The 17,524-nt window shown below is 52.7% G+C and carries 14 protein-coding genes; 5 read left to right on the forward strand and 9 right to left on the reverse strand.

All coding sequences use genetic code 11. The annotated features are described in order from the left end of the window. Positions 1 to 26 precede the first annotated feature (26 nt). The 6 genes from NYE24_RS13750 to NYE24_RS13775 form a co-directional block, all read right to left on the reverse strand. Complete coding sequence (locus tag NYE24_RS13750) at positions 27 to 926, reverse strand: carbohydrate ABC transporter permease (protein WP_051494079.1); 900 nt, start codon at positions 924 to 926, stop codon at positions 27 to 29. 14 nt (positions 927 to 940) lie between these two features. Further along, a complete protein-coding gene (locus NYE24_RS13755) occupies positions 941 to 1,900 on the reverse strand; it encodes an ABC transporter permease subunit (protein ID WP_342478904.1) in 960 nt (319 codons plus the stop codon). Positions 1,901 to 2,774: 874 nt separating this feature from the next. Further along, on the reverse strand, positions 2,775 to 3,590 hold the full coding sequence (locus NYE24_RS13760; protein ID WP_342478905.1) for a hypothetical protein: 816 nt from the start codon (positions 3,588 to 3,590) through the stop codon (positions 2,775 to 2,777). A gap of 151 nt (positions 3,591 to 3,741) precedes the next feature. Then, on the reverse strand, positions 3,742 to 6,009 hold the full coding sequence (locus tag NYE24_RS13765; RefSeq protein ID WP_076162298.1) for an AraC family transcriptional regulator: 2,268 nt from the start codon (positions 6,007 to 6,009) through the stop codon (positions 3,742 to 3,744). 246 nt (positions 6,010 to 6,255) lie between these two features. Then, positions 6,256 to 6,924 (reverse strand): TrkA family potassium uptake protein, encoded by a 669-nt coding sequence (locus tag NYE24_RS13770; protein WP_036701608.1) that lies wholly within the window; start codon positions 6,922 to 6,924, stop codon positions 6,256 to 6,258. A gap of 12 nt (positions 6,925 to 6,936) precedes the next feature. Beyond that, the gene (locus tag NYE24_RS13775; protein WP_342478906.1) at positions 6,937 to 8,298 is read right to left on the reverse strand and encodes a TrkH family potassium uptake protein; all 1,362 of its coding nucleotides are present in this window, start codon (positions 8,296 to 8,298) and stop codon (positions 6,937 to 6,939) included. A 265-nt stretch (positions 8,299 to 8,563) separates the two neighbouring features. Between NYE24_RS13775 and NYE24_RS13780 the strand changes: the two genes are divergently transcribed. The 4 genes from NYE24_RS13780 to NYE24_RS13795 all read left to right on the forward strand — a co-directional run bounded on the left by NYE24_RS13780 (position 8,564) and on the right by NYE24_RS13795 (position 13,025). After that, entirely contained in the window at positions 8,564 to 8,944 is a 381-nt protein-coding gene (locus NYE24_RS13780) for a GntR family transcriptional regulator (RefSeq protein WP_051494081.1), read from the forward strand. 4 nt (positions 8,945 to 8,948) lie between these two features. Next, complete coding sequence (locus tag NYE24_RS13785; protein WP_084649104.1) at positions 8,949 to 9,680, forward strand: ABC transporter ATP-binding protein; 732 nt, start codon at positions 8,949 to 8,951, stop codon at positions 9,678 to 9,680. Continuing rightward, complete coding sequence (locus tag NYE24_RS13790) at positions 9,677 to 11,245, forward strand: hypothetical protein (RefSeq protein WP_342478907.1); 1,569 nt, start codon at positions 9,677 to 9,679, stop codon at positions 11,243 to 11,245. The genes NYE24_RS13785 and NYE24_RS13790 overlap by 4 nt, the downstream gene beginning before the upstream one ends. A gap of 76 nt (positions 11,246 to 11,321) precedes the next feature. Beyond that, a complete protein-coding gene (locus NYE24_RS13795) occupies positions 11,322 to 13,025 on the forward strand; it encodes a CPBP family intramembrane glutamic endopeptidase (protein WP_036701612.1) in 1,704 nt (567 codons plus the stop codon). Between the two features lie 775 nt (positions 13,026 to 13,800). Here NYE24_RS13795 and uvrC read toward each other — a convergent pair. The 3 genes from uvrC to NYE24_RS13810 form a co-directional block, all read right to left on the reverse strand. Further along, positions 13,801 to 15,849: an excinuclease ABC subunit UvrC gene (gene uvrC / locus NYE24_RS13800; RefSeq protein WP_342478908.1), complete on the reverse strand. Its 2,049-nt coding sequence runs from the start codon at positions 15,847 to 15,849 to the stop codon at positions 13,801 to 13,803. A 178-nt stretch (positions 15,850 to 16,027) separates the two neighbouring features. After that, positions 16,028 to 16,345: a thioredoxin gene (gene trxA, locus NYE24_RS13805; protein WP_036701616.1), complete on the reverse strand. Its 318-nt coding sequence runs from the start codon at positions 16,343 to 16,345 to the stop codon at positions 16,028 to 16,030. Positions 16,346 to 16,564: 219 nt separating this feature from the next. Beyond that, positions 16,565 to 17,050, reverse strand: a complete 486-nt coding sequence (locus NYE24_RS13810; RefSeq protein ID WP_076162290.1) for a GNAT family N-acetyltransferase — start codon at positions 17,048 to 17,050, stop codon at positions 16,565 to 16,567. A gap of 170 nt (positions 17,051 to 17,220) precedes the next feature. Between NYE24_RS13810 and NYE24_RS13815 the strand changes: the two genes are divergently transcribed. Next, positions 17,221 to 17,382: a YqzM family protein gene (locus NYE24_RS13815; protein ID WP_143804448.1), complete on the forward strand. Its 162-nt coding sequence runs from the start codon at positions 17,221 to 17,223 to the stop codon at positions 17,380 to 17,382. The last annotated feature ends 142 nt before the right edge of the window (positions 17,383 to 17,524 follow it).

Raw genomic sequence — 17,524 nt, forward strand, 5'->3', positions numbered from 1 at the left:
AATGACTATATACAAGGGACGCAGGATTACTCCTTAACGGCTCCGAGCATAACACCTTGAACGAAGTATTTCTGGACGAACGGATACACACAGAGGATAGGCAAGGTAGCGAATACAACGACTGACGCCTTCAGGACTTCCGGATTGCTTAGCTGCACCTGGCTGGCCTCCAGCTGGAAGCTTTCACTTGCCTGAATGACCAGATAATACAGCTTGAGCTGAAGCGGCCGGAGGGAGGTCTCATGCTTGATATAGAACAAGGCATCCTGATAAGCATTCCAGCGGCCCACCGCGTAGAAAAGGGCAAGTGTTGCCATAATCGGCTTGGATAAAGGAAGCACAATGCTGAACAGAATCCGGAAATGCCCGGCACCGTCGATCCGCGCAGATTCCTCCAGACTGACGGGAATCCCGCTGGTCAGCGAGGTTTTCATAATCAGCAGATTGAAGGCACTGAAGGAGAGCGGCAGCACCAGTGACCAGATGGTATCCATCAGCCCCAGATTATTGATGTTCATATAGTCAGGAATGATGCCCCCGCTGAAGTACATGGTGAACAGGAAGATGAAGGTGATCACCCTGCGGCCCTTGAACTGGGTTCGGGACAGCGGATAGGCGGCGCAGATGGTCAGGATCATGCCCAGAATGGTGAACAGCACAGTCACGATGACCGAGATGTACAGGGAACGGAGGATACTGGCATCCGCGAAGATTTTTTTATATGCTTCAATGGTGAAGCCCTGCGGCCACATAAAGACTTTATTGGCAATGACGAAGGAGTCAGAGCTCAGCGATTTCGATACAACATGAATGAACGGCAGCAGGCAGAATAGTGAGATGATAATAATGACGAGACGGATCAGCGTTTCCCAGATATCGATACGTGCTTTATGGGGTGCGGCAGTGCCTCCGGCTATTGCTTTCATGGTTCCTCTCCTTTCTACAAAATCCCATCCTCGCCAAGCTTCTTGGCTACGCGGTCCGCGGAAATGACCAGAATAATTCCGATGACGGACTGGAATAGTCCGATGGCGGTCGCCCGGCTGAAATTGCCGCTCTCAATCCCCCAGCGGTACACCAGGACCGGTATGGTAGTGGTGAACTCCGTGGTCGCTTTATTTTGCAGCGCATAGATCCGCTCGAAGGAGCCGTCCATTACTTTGCCCAGCGCCATAATCAAGAGCGTCACAATCGTTGCCCGGATCGATGGAAGAGTGATATTCCATACCTTTCTCCAGCGGCCCGCCCCGTCTACCGTAGCAGCTTCATACATCTCGGGGTTGATCCCGCTCATCGCCGCCAGGTAGATAATTGTGCCCCAGCCCATGCTCTGCCAGACCCCGATCACGAGATAGCTAATGAACCAATTCGTATCCTGCTGCAGGAATGGAATCCGGGTGCCTCCCATCAGTTCGATGAGGTTATTGACCACACCGCCCCCCTCACTGAGGAGCTGATAGGCGATGGCTCCGATAATGACCCAGGACAGGAAGTGGGGCAAATAGAGCACCGTCTGATTGATTCTTTTGAACCGTACGCTCTTGATCTCGTTCAGCAGCAGAGCCAGCACAATCGGCATCGTGAAGCTGAAGCACAGGTCAAGCACGTTCAGCAGCAAGGTGTTGCGGACGGCCCGGATGAAATCAGGCTTGGCGAACAGGTCCTGGAAGACCTGTAGTCCGGCCCATTCACTGCCCCAGAAGCCTCTGGCAATCTTATAGTCCTTGAAGGCGATTACAAGTCCGGTCATTGGCAAATATTTGAATACGATGACAAAAGCCAGCGGAAGCATCACCAGCAGATAGAGCTGCCAATCCCGCTGTAAATAATAGCCGAACCCCTGTTTTCTTCTTAATAAAGGACTGTGATTCGTTTGTGAAGCGCTTGCAGCTTTCAACATATTCACCTCCTGCCTTGAATTCTTCTTGCCGGCTGCCGGCTCCTATTCTCCGGCCTGGTTCCTATGCTACCGTCTTTGCCCAGGCTTGAATATCATGAGTATTGATGATCACCTATCACAATTGATTCACAAATGATTGTTGCCCGGCGCCGAAGGCCTCAGCCGCAGGAGAATAATCAAAAATGATAGGCATTCCCAAAAATAATAAAGCGCTTTCATTTAGGAGGTCAGGTATATGCCTGATAAAAATTGCGTGATGAGGGAAGGGCCCAGGGGGGATTGGGGAGGGACCGGAGAGCGGGGAGGGGCTATTGGGAAACGATGAGGGAGCAATTAGGGAGCAACTAGGGAGCAATTAGGGAGCAATTAGGGAGCAATTAGGGAGCAATTAGGGAGCAATTAGGGAGCAATTAGGGAGCAATTAGGGAGCAATTAGAGCTATAAGGGAATGATTGGAGAGCTATTGTGGCTCAACACGGTATCCTTCAACTATTTCAGGAGCACTTGTGCTCTTCATTTACTCGTTTGGGCAACTTTCCTGGAATTCAGGAGCACTTCTGCTCCTCATTCGCTCGTTTAGCCAACTTTCCTGGAATTCAGGTGCACTTGTGCTCCTCATTCGCTCGTTTAGCCAACTTTCCTGGAAATCAAGGGCACTTGTGCTCCTCATTCGCTCGTTTAGCCAACTTTCCTGGAATTCAGGTGCACTTCTGCTCCTCATTCGCTCGTTTAGCCAACTTTCCTGGAATTCAGGTGCACTTGTGCTCCTCATTCGCTCGTTTAGCCAACTTTCCTGAAAATCAGGGGCACTTGTGCTCCTCATTCGCTCGTTTAGCCAACTTTCCTGAAAATCAGGGGCACTTGTGCTCCTCATTTACTCGTTTAGCCAACTTTCCTGGAATTCAGGGGCACTTGTGCTCCTCATTCGCTCGTTTAGCCAACTTTCCTGGAATTCAGGGGCACTTGTGCTCCTCATTCGCTCGTTTAGCCAACTTTCCTGAAAATCAGGGGCACTTGTGCTCCTCATTCGCTCGTTTAGCCAACTTCCAGCTCCATCAGAGGAATTTATCCCTTTCATTTCCACCTCCAGCCCACTTTCGGCTCCATCAGAGGGATTTATCCCTTTCATTCCAGCATCCAGCCCACTTTCGGCTCCATTAGAGGGATTTATCCCTTTCATTCCAGCATCCAGCCTACTTTCGGCTCCATCAGAGGGATTTATCCCTTTCATTTCCACCTCCAGCCCACTTCCAGCTCCATCAGAGGGATTTATCCCTTTCATTTCCACCTCCAGCCCACTTCCAGCTCCATCAGAGGAATTTATCCCTTTCATTTCCACCTCCAGCCCACTTCCAGCTCCATCAGAGGAATTTATCCCTTTCATTTCCACCTCCAGCCCACTTTCAGCACTATCAGAGGGATTTATCCCTTTAATTTTCCTATCCAGCCCACTTTCGGCTCCATCAGAGGGATTTATCCTATTCATTCCAGCATCCAGCCCACTTTCGGCTCCATTAGAGGGATTTATCCCTTTCATTCCAGCATCCAGCCCACTTTCGGCTCCATTAGAGGGATTTATCCCTTTCATTTCCACATCCAGCCCATTTTCGGCTCCATCGGAGGGATTTATCCCTTTCATTTCCACATCCAGCCCATTTTCGGCTCCATTAGAGGGATTTATCCCTTTCATTCTGTCACCTGACCACTTTCCACAGACCTGCCGAAACAACACGGTCCTTGATACGAGATGCCGTTCCGCCGGCGATGGGTTTCTATGGGTTTCTATGGGTTTCTATGGGTTCTATGATTTTCTATGGGCTTTGATGGCCATCTATGAGCTTCTAAGAGCTCTTGCTCTTCGCTGACTTGTAGCCGCTTGGCGGCATGCCTTCATACTTGCGGAAAAAGCGGTTGAAGCTCTGCACATTGGCGTAACCGACCTCAGCGGCAATCTGCTTGATCGTTAGCCCGGAATCCAGCAGCAGCTCCTTGGCCTGCTCGATCCTTAGCTGGTTGACGAAGTCAATCATGCTGCTGCCGGTCTGTTCATATACAAGCTTGCGCATATAGGAGTAGCTGATGCCTATCTGCTTGGCCATGTTCTCGAAGACGATCTCTTCCCGGTAGTGCTGCTTCAGATACTCCATGATCCGCTGCGCATAATTGGTCTCATGGGCGCTGCGGTCCAAGCTCTGTACAATCTCACAGTAAAAATCATACAGGTACTCCTCCAGCTCATCCAGCGTATCCATGGCGGCGAGAATCGAATATACGTTGCCCCGGCCCATAATCATCCGTCCGGTCCCGAGGTGATTCTCGCGCAGATGCTTGATCGTCGCGCCCATCAGCTGATGATAGATGAACATAATATTATCGTAGGAGATATTGTCCTCTGCGGAGATCTGGCTGCGGATGCTCTGCAGCTCCTTGAAGATTCCCGCCAGGTCGCCGGCATCCAGGAAATTCAGGATTCGCCGCTCACTGCTCTCAGAGTCAACATACTTGCGGCTGTTATCCTCCTCGTCATGCCAGTACATGATGCTTCCGGCCCCCTTGATCATCCTGCGCTTGATCACCTCCAGCGCTTCGAACAGCCGCAGTGCCACCCGCTCGGGAGCATCCGTCATCTCACTTACCCCAATCGTGACCGAATGCTCCAGCAGTTCAAGAGACTGGTCGCGGATCTCCTCCAGAGCCTGATGAATCAGAGTACTATGCGCCTCCCCTTCCTCCGGGGCAAAGTTCAGTACAATCACTGTACAGCCCTCATTATGGTAGACACAGCGGGCTACCAGCCCCTCAGGGAAAACACTCTCATACTTGGCACTCAGCAAATACCAGTGATAGCTGCGCGTCTCGCCATTGGTATGTCCCACGTATCTTCTATATTGGTCGATGGAGACCACTGCCACTCTGTAACAGGCATGCGGAAAAACCTCCGTGATCCGCGGCGGAATCTCACCGCGCAGCAGACGGTGTACGGCCAGACTGCGGGTATCCTGTTCACGCTCCTGAAGCAGCTGGAACAGACTCTCTTCCTCCTCCTGCATCCGTTTGAAAGCCAAATCCAGGAAGGCCAGCTCATTCTTGTTCACTACGCCCACATCAATCTTCGAGCGTATCGTCTGCACCAGTTGCCTCAGGGGCCTGGACAGCCAGGTGGCCAGGAAGATGGCCAGCAGCGTCCCCAGTACAATGATCGCCCCCGTCAGCAGAATAATATTCCCCTGCATCTCTCTGGATTTGGTCATCAGCTCATCCATGGAGCTCCAGCTTACATTCCACCACCCAGACAAGGAGGATCGACTCCAGGCATACACCGTCCGTTTGCCCTCCAGCTTGCGGAAGGTGTAGCCTTCACTGGCTTCCTGATTCAGAATCTCCTGTAAGAATGGCAGTTTATGGCTGTCGGAGAGCAGCATGGACCGGTCGTTGAAAGAGATCACCGTACCCGCAGCGTCCAGCAGCAGGTAGTTGCTGTCCCCCACCTCGGTAGCATGCAGATATTTGCCGATCTGGCTCTCCTTCATATTGACGACGATTACTCCCCGGGTGGTGGTGGACAAGCGGTTGAGCGGGTACACATAAGATACCACGTTCTCGCCCGACGCAAGCTTACGGGGCACCCATACCCCGCTGATCCCCCTGCGTCCCTTAAGCGCTTCTGTGATCCATCCGATAGGCTCATAGCGGGCAAGCGTCGTGATGCTGCTGTCTGTAGAGAAGACATAATCCGAATCCTCCAGGACAAAGAATGAAGAGTACACACCGTCCACCCGGCGGTTAAGGTTAAGCAGTTCCTTGGTCACGGACAGCGCCAGACTTACATTGTTATAGTTGGCGTTAATTTCATCGTAGGTTTCGAAGCTGCGGATGCGGTCAAAAATATTTGTTGCCGCCAGACGTGACGTATCCTGGGCCAGATTGGCCAGCGCGTTCTCGTTCAGCCTGCGGTTAGCATTAAGCCCGGCCAGCGTGGATTCCCCGATAGCTGCTTCAGAGTTCTGTATAATCTGTGACCCGCTGTACCAGGTCAGGACTGCTGTAGGAATAGCCATAATGCAGAATAGAATCAACGCCAGCTGCAGGATCATCGGTGTTCTTTTCATCACATATCCCCCTAAGGATTTCTATGTTACCGCTTACAATATTTTTATTTTATCATTTCAGGATACATTTTACATATGTGTATAAGAAAAATTTCCAACCCACGCGCGGCATGTTACAGGCTGGTGTACAGGCGTACTAATGCACGGCTGCAGGCTTACGCCGAAACAGAAAAAACGCCTGGATGCATAACCATCCGGGCGTTTATAGCTTTCTTTTATCAGGATAGGCTGGCTGACAGGAAGTGCTTACTCCACATTCACCGCTTCATCCTCGAACTCCTCGATACTGTCGTTGGAGCCGATCACCACCATGATGTCCCCCTGATGCACATGATCATGCGCGGTCGGGGCAACAATGATGCCATCCTCGCGGTTCAGGGCAATGATGCTGCAGCCGTATTTGGCGCGGGTGTTCAGCTCGGAGAGGCTTTTACCGTTCATGCAGGCAGGTACCGTCAGCTCAACAACCTTGTAATCCTTGGATATCTCGATATAATCAAGCAGATTCGGCGTCACCAGCTGATGAGCCACGCGGATACCCATATCCCGCTCCGGGAAAATCACCCGGTCCACCCCCAGCTTCGACAGCGCGCGGCCGTGCAGAATGGAGATGGCTTTGCCGACCACCTGCTTGACGCCCAACTCTTTGAGCAGAATCGCTGCTAGAATACTCCGCTCCATATTATCCCCGATCGCCACAATGCCGCAGTCGAAATTACGCACTCCGAGTGAGCGCATAATCCCTTCATCCGTAGCATCCGCCATGACTGCATGGGTCAGTTGCCCGGTCATAGCCTCTACCCTCTCCTCCTGGGGGTCGATCCCGAGGACCTCGTAGCCCATGGACATCAGCTCCAGCGCCAGACTTGAACCGAAGCGGCCCAGGCCGATTACAACAAACTGCTGTGGTTTCATGACTTGATTCCCCTATCCAATTATCATTTTGCCTTCCGGATATTTATATAATGGTTTACCCTGTCTCGGGCCGAGCGCATACGCCAGCGTCAGCAGCCCCAGCCGTCCGGCGAACATGGTCAGGCAGATCAGGATCTTGCCGACCTGCGTCAGCTCCGGGGTCAAGCCCAGACTTAGTCCGACATTGGCAAACGCCGAGATCGTCTCGAACAGAATCATCAGATACGGCAGCCCCTCTGTAGTCGAGAGCATCATGGAGACCGTAACGATCAGCAGCAGTGCTAACAGCGTAATGGTCAGTGCCTTGAACACGCGCTCCTGAGCCAGCCGGTAACGGAAGAGCACGATGTCTTCGCGGCCGCGCAGCATGGAGATAACAGCTCCAAGCATCAGCGTGAAGGTAGTGGTCTTGATGCCGCCGCCGGTAGAGCCCGGGGATGCCCCGATGAACATCAGGATCACGATGAAGAACTGCGTGGCCTGACGCAGGCCCGTGATATCCAGCGAATTGGCTCCTGCCGTACGCGGTGCCACGGATTGGAACAGGGAGGCCCACAGCTTGCTCCCGAGATTCAGCGGTCCCAGGGTCCGGGAATTGGTGAACTCGAAGATGAAGATGACCACCATTCCGGTCATAATCAGTCCGGCTGTCATCGACAGCACCACCTTGCTGTGCAGCGACAGCCGCCGGGTGCGGCGGAAGTCGGCCAGATCGGAGATTACGATGAAGCCGATTCCCCCGGAGATGATCAGGAACATAACGACCAGGTTAATGACAGGGTCTCCGACATAGCTGATTAAGCTGTGATCATGCCCGCCGAACAGATCGAATCCGGCGTTATTAAACATCGACACCGCGTGGAATACCCCGTAGTAGACTGCGCGGCCTAACGGCATATCTACCGCCCAGCGGATAGACAGGAGAAGTGCTCCCGCAGCTTCAATGACCAGGGAATAGAGCAGCACCTTGCGGATCAGCCGCACAATCCCTTCCATCGAGCTCTGATTCATGGCTTCCTGAAGAATCAGCCGGTCACGCAGTGAGATTCTGCGCCTGAACACCAGGGCAAACAGCGTGGCCATGGTCATGAACCCGAGCCCGCCGATCTGGATCAGCACCAGAATAACCGCTTGTCCGAAGCCGGTAAGATGGGTCCCGGTATCCACTACAGCCAGACCGGTCACACAGGCCGCGGAGGTGGCTGTGAACAGCGCATCCATGAAGCTGAGCGGCTGACCGGGTACGCTGGATACCGGAAGCATAAGCAGCAACGTGCCGATGAGGATGACCGCAGCGAAGCTCAGCACCAGGATTTGCGGAGGAGCCAGCTTCAGGAATCGGAAGCCGGTGATCTTGGAAGACGGTGGCGCCAAACTTCTCATCCTTTCAGGGTTCCTTATTAGAAGTTACGAATCGGTCATTATCAGATAAGCATACAAAATTATATACGTTATTGCCTAACTTCACAAAGACTCATTTTCTATATACAAAGCAAACACTGCTTGAGATGCACGTTAAGTCCTGTTTTTCTAAAATTCGGCTTGAAATTGTATGGTGGTTGGTGGTACACTGGGTTCATAAAGTGTATGGTCAGTATCCATACACACCATAAAGAGAGATGTAGAAGGGAGGACATAGGTGGATTCTACCTTTGAGCTATTACCGGAGCACTTCCTGATTAATCCGTCACTTCCGATCTATGAACAGTTTGTTGGCGCTATCCGGGAGCGGATTGTTAGCGGCATCATTCCACCGGGATCACGTCTACCCTCTGTCAGGGACCTGGCAGCCGGCAGAGGTGTCAATCCCACTACTGCCGCCCGGACGTACCAGGAGCTGGAGCGGATGGGGCTGATTGTAACCTACCGTGGTCAGGGAACCTTTGTCACCCGGGAAGAAAGTGTCATTAAGGATGCACGTAAAGCAATCATCCGCCAGGCTGTACAGCAGTTCAAGGACACTGCCGCTGCGCTTGGTCTTACTGCCGAGCAAATGCTGCAATTCGATAAGGAGGATTGAAATAATGACTATGAATAGATCGGTAATAGAAACGCCCGCCCTTCCCGCTGCAGTTGAGTGCAAGGATTTACGGTTCGAGATTAAAAACCGGGTGATCCTGGACGGCATCAGCTTCCACATTCCCCAGGGCAGCATCACCGGCCTGCTTGGACCGAACGGTGCAGGCAAGTCCTCCCTGCTGCGGATTATATCCGGTCTGATCCCCGCAGGGTCCGGCACGGTCAGCATTAACGGAAGACCCGCTGGTGTTGAGCGGCTCGGAGAGCTCTCCATGCTTCCTGACCGCAGCAGTCTGCCCGGCTGGCTGACCGTGCAGGAATGGCTGGGCTTCGCCGCAGGCATCTACCCGGACTGGGACAGCGGCAAGGCCGCAGAGCTGCTGCTTAGCCTATCCGTCACACCGGACTCGCTAATCTCCACCATGTCCCGCGGCGAGGAAGCCCGTCTGCAGCTCTTAACCTGCCTCTCTCGTCAGGCAGCGCTAATTATTCTGGATGAGCCGTTCACCGGTGTGGATCTGATCTCCAGAGAAGTGATTGCCTCTGCTGTGGTAGGGGAGATGGCAGGCGGCTGCCGGACCTTCCTGATTGCCACCCATGATATCCGGGAAATGGAGCTGCTCTTTGACCGGCTGATTCTGATCGGCGGCGGCCGGATTCAGGGAATTGATGATGTGGATCAACTGCGGCACTCCGGTTATTCTGTGGAGTCACGCTACCGGGAAGTGTTCGCATGACGGCGCTTAAGACTCTTGTGAAGCTGGAATATAGCCGCTATCGTCTGAAGAAGGTACATGAGCTGCTGGCTGGCCTGGCTCTGCTGGCTGTATTGCTGCCTGCCGGTCTATTCTTCCCGCTCTCCTGCATAACTCCACAGTCTCCGTTCCTTACAGCTGCGATGCTGCTATGGATTATCGCGATGGGAGTATCCTCTATACATATGATAATCTTTTACGGGCAGCGGCATAAGGATTGGTTCCTGACTTTTCCGGCCCCGCGGCTTACCCTGCTCAAGGCCAAGGCGCTCAGCCTGCTGAAGCTCAGCCTGAGAATAGCCGTTCCCATCTTCACTGCTGCCGCTGTGCTCTATGGACTCTCTGTTCTGTCCGGCCGGTATGAGCCGCTGTCTGCCTTCGGGTTCATCTATACATTGATTGCTTACAGCTTGCTTATTCTCACCCTGTTGCCCTTAGCCATCATGAGCGGTCTGCTGGTTAGTGTGCTGATGGCTATTCGCAACCATGCTCTGCTCCTGCTGCTTGGTGTTCTTTATCCACTGCTCTGGCTGGCACCTTTAACCACCATCATTGTGTTGAATGATAACGCCACTACTGCCGCCTTCTACGAGTCTGAGTATCTATCGACGCAATATATGCTAATATATAGCGTGATATTGCTTATACTCGACTTGAGCGCTTACTATTTCCTGCTGCCCGTAATTGCCGGCAAGAGCTTCAGTATGCTCCCGCAACCGGAGAGCAGGCTAGCTGAAGGCTCACTCCTGCGTTCCAGCTATACAAAGCATCGGGTACTGGCCCGTTCTGCACGTTCTACAAGCAGCCGATCCCCCTTGCTGAGCTTATACAGACTGGATGCAAGCCTTCTGCGCTCAATGGAAAGGCACAGGCTTGTCATCGGACTGAAGCTCACTCTTCCAGTGCTTATGGCCGTTGCCGCCTATTTTTTAACCGGCGACCTCGAGGGTTTCCTGACATGCATCGGAATTCCCTTTACCTTTCCCGTGCTGTTCGGGTTCTTGTGGATGATGATCCGCAGCAGTTCCAGCCATAAGCAGCTGGCCTGGTGGCTGTTATTTCCGCACAGCCGGCTGCGTCTGCTGCTCTCCGGAGTTGCCGCTGTATGGGTTACAGTCATGCGCATCCTTCTCGTGCTGTTCTGTTCCATGCTTGCCGGCATTGCAGCAACACAGGTTATTGGGAGTCCCGCTCCATATCACATCAGCCTATATATATCCTGGCTGTGGTATTCCCTTGTTGTCTACACACTGGCATTGACACTGGGGCTGGGTGTGCTGCAAAGCATCTATTACCTGATGAGATCCAAGGCACTGCTCCCGTTGATCTTTGTCATGACAATGGCTGTCATGCTCATCCTGCCTCAGATCAGCAAATATCTGTATCCAGAGGAGTTCACCAGTGCTCCTTATCCGTTATGGTCCATTCCTGGCCTCGCCGCCCTGGTCGGCCTCCCGCTTGCCATGTGCTGCACCGTAGCAGGCGCCAAGTATTTCCACCTGGCACTGGGAACAAATAAAGAGCAGGCGGCCAAGAAACAGGCATAAGCCCGGCCATCTTCACGTAAGAGGATAGTACGGCTTTTCAAGAAAGCAAGATAAATTCAGACTAAGGAGGCGTTCCATGAATCCCGTCGGCCAGCCCCTGCATCAGCGGCCCCTTACTACCAAGCTTATCCTTGCCGGAATTCTCGGACTCATTCTATTTGTCATGTTCCAGATCGCTCCCCAGCTCATCTCCAGTTCAGATGGGGATACAACTATTCTCAGCAAAAGTGAAATCCGGGAGAAAGCCGCCACGTTTGCCGCCGGGCAGCTCGGCTACGAAACCGCAGCCGGAGATGAATGGGTGATCCTGTACAAGACAGACTCTTCTTTCTATGGCTATATGTCCCGGGAGAAGCTGCTCCCGGACTATTCCAAGAACAAGCTCGACCAGCGTTATCCATTCGATGTGTACCATGCGGTGCTCTATACGTCCGGAGAGGCGGCAGCCCGACTGGCAGTTGACCTCAATATGTATACTGGCGAGCCCGTAGCTTTTGCCGTTGGTGCCGATGCCGACGCAGCGGCCGGACTGAATTACGGCGAGCGGCCCGCGGCAGCAACCAAACGTACCGGTACTGCCAATCCTGCAAGCAGCATACCGGACTTGAGCCTGGAGGCAAAAGAAAGCCTCGCCCGCCCCTGGCTGAAGCTCTGGGGGGCCAATCCCGCCAAGCTGAAGATTGAGGCTAACCTTGATGGCTACGGACTTGTCTATTCCGACAGCTCCGTCACCATAGGTGAATTACCGCTTAGGTACCAATTCAATTATCTGAACGGCGAGGTCTCGTACTTCCGTGCCGGATTCTCGGCCCCTGCCTGGCATGATGCCTACGTGGATGGTCAGACCTCGCTGGCCAAGAAGCTAACCTTGTACGGCTATGGCCTGCCGACCCTGCTGCTGGGCCTTCTGGCGCTGATCTACGGCATTCTGCGCAGGAAGCATACTTCCTGGAAGCGCGGAATCTTCCTGAGCTCCGTCCATTTCCTGATCATGATGGTCAGCAGCTACAATGTGGTGTCCGAAACCGGCAGCGGCAGTGCTGAGGCAAGAGTTACAGCCTTAGTCATGTTCATCATCTACGTTCTATATAGTCTGCTGATGTCGCTCCTGCTCTACTTCTCCCTGGTCGGAGGGGACGGCTTGTGGCGTTCCGAGGAGAAGCTGAATCCTTGGCCCCGGGCCTCCGAGCCCGGCTACGGCCAATATGTACTGAAGAGTATCCAGGCAGGTTATATCTGGGCCTTCATTCTGCTTGGCGTACAGACCGTCATGTTCATTATTCTGTCCTATACGCTGGATAACTGGTCCACCACAGACGCCAGCCAGTCGCCTTACAATATGAAATATGCCTGGCTGCTGCCGATTGTAGCCTGGCTTGCCGGCCTCTCGGAAGAGGCGGTCTACCGTCTGTTCGGCATCCGCATGCTGAAGAAGCTAGTCAAGAATACGCTCATCGCTTCACTGATTACGACCCTGATCTGGGCGCTCGGACATACGCTCTACCCGATCTATCCGGTCATCTCGCGGCCGATTGAGCTGACGGTGATCGGTCTGCTGTTCAGCTATATTTTCATCCGGTACGGGTTCATCGCGGTGATGTTCAGCCATGTGGTATTTGACAGCATCCTGATGGGGGCGACGCTGATCTTCATGAAGGATACAGTGAATATCGGAGCCGGTACCGTCACGATCATTCTGCCGTTCATCGTAGGTTATCTGGTGTACCGCTTCAACCCTCCGCGGGAGCCGAAGCTGGTAGAATCGAATCCTGCTCCATAAGAACCAGCAGCGGCTGCGCTTCCTCCTCCGGGATAGCGCAGCCGCTGCTTTATTGCTATAGCAGTTATGCCTCTTCCATCAGAGAACGATACGGGCGGACGGGAGAACGGAGTCTGTTATCCTCCACTTCAAAGACTACATCTCCCTCTTTCAGATAAGCACGGACAACCAGTGAAGCGTATCCTTTACCGGAAACGGCCAGAATTATACAAATATCAACGATCCTATGCAGAAAGTAAAGATTAAGTTAATTACGCAGCAGCTCATAGTGTTCAGTTTCCTATGTAAATTCGGCGCGCGCCTCTGCCACGCTCAATGTAATCGGTTTTTCGATTACATTGAGCACGCACAGCACCACCCGGCGCAATGTAGTCGGTTTTTCGATTACACTCGGCCCGCACGCCACTAACCGGCGCAATGTAATCGGTTTTTCGATTACATTTGGCCCGCACGCCACTAACCGGCGCAATATAATCGGTTTTTCGATTACATTTGGCCCGCACGCCACTAACCGGCGCAATATAATCGGTTTTTCGATTACATTTGGCCCGCACGCCCCTGCAACTCTAATTGTGTTCGCTTTTTCGCATACATTTGCCCCGCGCGCCCCTGCAACTCTAATTGTGTTCGCTTATTCGCATACATTTGATCCACCCTTAGCCTGCCTTCCGGGGGATTTAGCCAGATTTCTGGCGATATCATCCATTCCTAACCCAGTCCAAAGAAGCCGGCCCACATGGGACCGGCTTCAGCTGCGTTACCGTTCGAACTTTTTTTAGATTGACGGCTCCTCATCATTGAGCGCCTCCAGAATCTGACCGGCCAGCTTCTCACCGATGGACAGCACCTTGAAATCCTCGATGGAGGCTTCCTTAATCTTCTTAAGCGACCCGAAATGCTTCAGCAGCAGCTTCCTGCGCTTATCCCCGATGCCAGGAATCGAATCCAGCTTCGAGGTGACCATCGATTTGCCGCGCTGCTCCCGGTGGAACGTAATGGCGAACCGGTGAACCTCATCCTGGATACGCTGCAGCAGGTAGAACTCCTGGCTGTCCCGCGCGAGCGAGACCGGCTCGGCGGAGTCGCCGACCAGCAACTGGGCGGTTCTGTGCTTGTCATCCTTGACCAGACCGCAGACGGGAATGAATAATCCCAGCTCATTCTGCAGAATATCGATCGCCGAAGAGATCTGGCCCTTTCCTCCATCGACTACGATCAGATCCGGCTGCGGCAGATTCTCCTTCAGCACCCGTTCATAACGCCGCCGGATCACCTCGCGCATCGTCTCATAATCATCCGGCCCCTGTACGGTGCGGACCTTATACTTACGATACTCCTTGCGGGCAGGCTTGCCGTCGATGAAGACCACCATGGCCGAGACCGGATTGGCTCCCTGGATATTCGAATTATCGAACGCTTCGATCCGGTTCAGCGAGTCCAGCCCCAGGCTCTGCCCCAGACTGCTGGCCGCCCCGGAGGTACGCTCTTCGTCCCGCTCGATCAGGCGGAACTTCTCATTCAGCGCGACCCGGCTGTTCTGGCAGGCCATGCCGATCATCTGCTTCTTCAGCCCGCGCTGCGGCACCAGCACTTTGATGCCCAGCCATTCCTGCAGGGCGGCTGCGCCCCCGGCCGCATCCACGGTCCCTTCGGCTGCCGCCTCCTGCTCCGCCTGCTCCTGCACAGCTTCATCAGCCGCTGCCGGAGCACCCGCAAGACCCTCACCTGCAATTCCCGTCTCACCGGTCTGCGCAATTGCCTCCGATTCATCTTCTGCGCCTAAGGCCGCCATCAGCGCCTGGCCGCTCGGCATAACGCCTGCCGCCTGCACACTGCTTCCCTGGCCGGGAGCGCCGCCTGCTTCCGGCGGAAGCATTCCGGCGCTTGCCATATCCGGCAGCAGGATTTCCTGCGGCAGCGCGGGGTTGTCGCTGTAATACTGCGTCACATAAGACATGAAGTCACTGTACGCCTCCCCGTAGAACGGAAAAGCCGACGAGTGGCGCTGAATCATTTTCCCCTGCCGCATATACAGAATCTGCACACACATCCAGCCCTTGTCCACCTCATAACCGAAGACGTCACGGTCCTTGGTGTCAGCCGTATTGATCTTCTGCTTCTCCATGACGGCATCGATGTGTTGAATCTGGTCACGCAGCTCCTTGGCCCGCTCGAAATACAGCTCCTCGGCCGCCTCCTGCATCTTCTTCTGCAGATCCTTCTTCACCGCATCATGTCCGCCCCCGAGGAAGGAAGAGATATTCTGAATAATCTCCTCATAAGCCGACTTCGGCACTTCCTTCTCACACGGCGCAAGGCACTGACCCATGTGATAGTACAGGCAGACCTCCTTCGGCATCACCCCGCATTTGCGCAGCGGATACATCCGGTCGAGCAGCTTCTTGGTCTGCTGGGCGGCGTAGCTGTTCGGATACGGGCCGAAATATTTAGCTTTATCTTTCAGCACCCGGCGGGTAACCTCCAGGCGCGGATGGGCTTCATTAGTGATTTTCAGATAAGGAAAGGTCTTGTCATCCTTAAGCAGCACGTTGTAGCGCGGCATATGCTTCTTGATCAGATTGCACTCCAGAATGAGTGCTTCCATATTGCTCGATGTCACGATATATTCGAAATCAACAATATTGGCGACCAGCCGCTGCGTCTTCCCGTTGTGACTGCCGGTAAAATAAGAGCGTACACGGTTCTTCAGCACTTTGGCCTTGCCGACATAGATGATCGTGCCCTCTTGATTCTTCATCAGATAGCAGCCGGGCAGATCAGGCAGCAGCGCAAGCTTGTTGCGGATATTATCCATATAATCCATAAGTTCTCCCCCACCTGTTACTACACGGTTATAAGGTAAGTTTAGAATAGAATGTACTACATATTCAAGCCTTAATATAGAACACCCGTTTCTATTGACAGACAAAGCGCCCTCGGAGTACCGAAGGCGCTTTGTCTGAAGGGGCCGCGAGGCCCCGGTTACAGCATATGATCATACATTATTGGTGCTTAGCTACGATATTCTTAAGGGAATCCTTGGAGTTCAGTCCTACGACTTTGTCTACAGGCTGGCCGTCTTTGAAGAAGATCAGAGTAGGAATACTCATTACTCCAAAACGGGAAGCTGTCTCCGGATTCTCATCCACGTTCAATTTAGCGATCTTCACATCGTCACCCAGCTCGGTGGACAATTCCTCGAGAATTGGGGCAAGCATTTTGCAAGGGCCGCACCAAGGTGCCCAGAAATCTACTACTACAGTACCTTGACCTTCCACTTCATTCACGAAGGATTGGTCAGACACGTTCACGATAGCCATGATATTGTTCCTCCTCAAAAAGTTTTGTGAGCTTAAGCTGTACGAAATAACTTCCGCTTCTATAGCCTGAGCCAAGTCCGCAGAATTTACTCCGAAATCATAGCGGGATAAAATGCTTCATGTAATATGATAACCAAATTATCATTTACCGACACATCCTCAGTATAACATAAATACAATGCATTTGTTATATATTTTAAGAAATTATATTGTATAAAATTAATTTGTAATATCCAGCTTCATCGTCCAGGAGGTTCCAGAAATTCCGTGAAACTGAAATCCGAGTCTGTCATATAACCGGACGGCCGCCTGATTCTCCGGATCAACGCTGAGAGAAAGGGCGGTGTACCCCTCGGAAACAGCTTGTTGAGTGATGGCCTGCATGAGTCTGATTCCTACCCCCCGCTGCCTATAGTCAGACCGTATAGCCACACCTAATTCTGGCGTCTGCGCATCCACAAATCCGTAGCCCTGGTTCGTCTCGTCAAATAGCCTGTACCAGGCGGCACCTGCGGGAATATTATCAATAAGGGCAATAAGAGCCGTATCGCCTTGTCTGCCCCAATTCTCGTTATATTTCACCATCCCCGGAGAATTCAGCAGCTCACTTCTGGGAGGCTTCCCTTGTTCGATATGTATGGACTCATAATGCATATCCATAAGAAAATCATATTCCTGCGGTTCCATAGGTCTTATATGTATCATAAAATCACCCTTCTGGCAGCAGATATAGGAATGAACGCCGATCTTATCTTTACATCTTCTCTGCATCTTCGTATACTTGAAGAAAGCGCATTAATTGTCAATGACTTCTCTCACATGTATAACTGTAACCCACTTCATGCAGTCATGCAACAGCAAGGAGGAAGAAGCGAATGGACGTCAATGTCAACGCACAGGTCCGTGACCCGCGGGAGCATGTCAATGAGGAGCCCCGCCACGATCTCGGTGATCTGATGGTCGGTTTCTTCGGGATGACCGGCTTCATGACCGTGGTCTTCTTCGGAATGGTGATTATCAAGTATCTGTCCGAATAGCTGCTTAGGTGCAGTGTCCGGTATTCTTCGCCCGCGTCAGGGCAGGATGCCGGATTTTTTTGCGTTCAGGTTACGTTCTATCACGGATCATTAATAATAACATAAATTTACAATTTATTAAAAAGAAAACACATTTTTGTTT

The sequence above is a fragment of the Paenibacillus sp. FSL H7-0350 genome, from assembly GCF_038593195.1.
In the GTDB taxonomy this organism is placed as follows: Bacteria; Bacillota; Bacilli; order Paenibacillales; family Paenibacillaceae; genus Paenibacillus_AQ.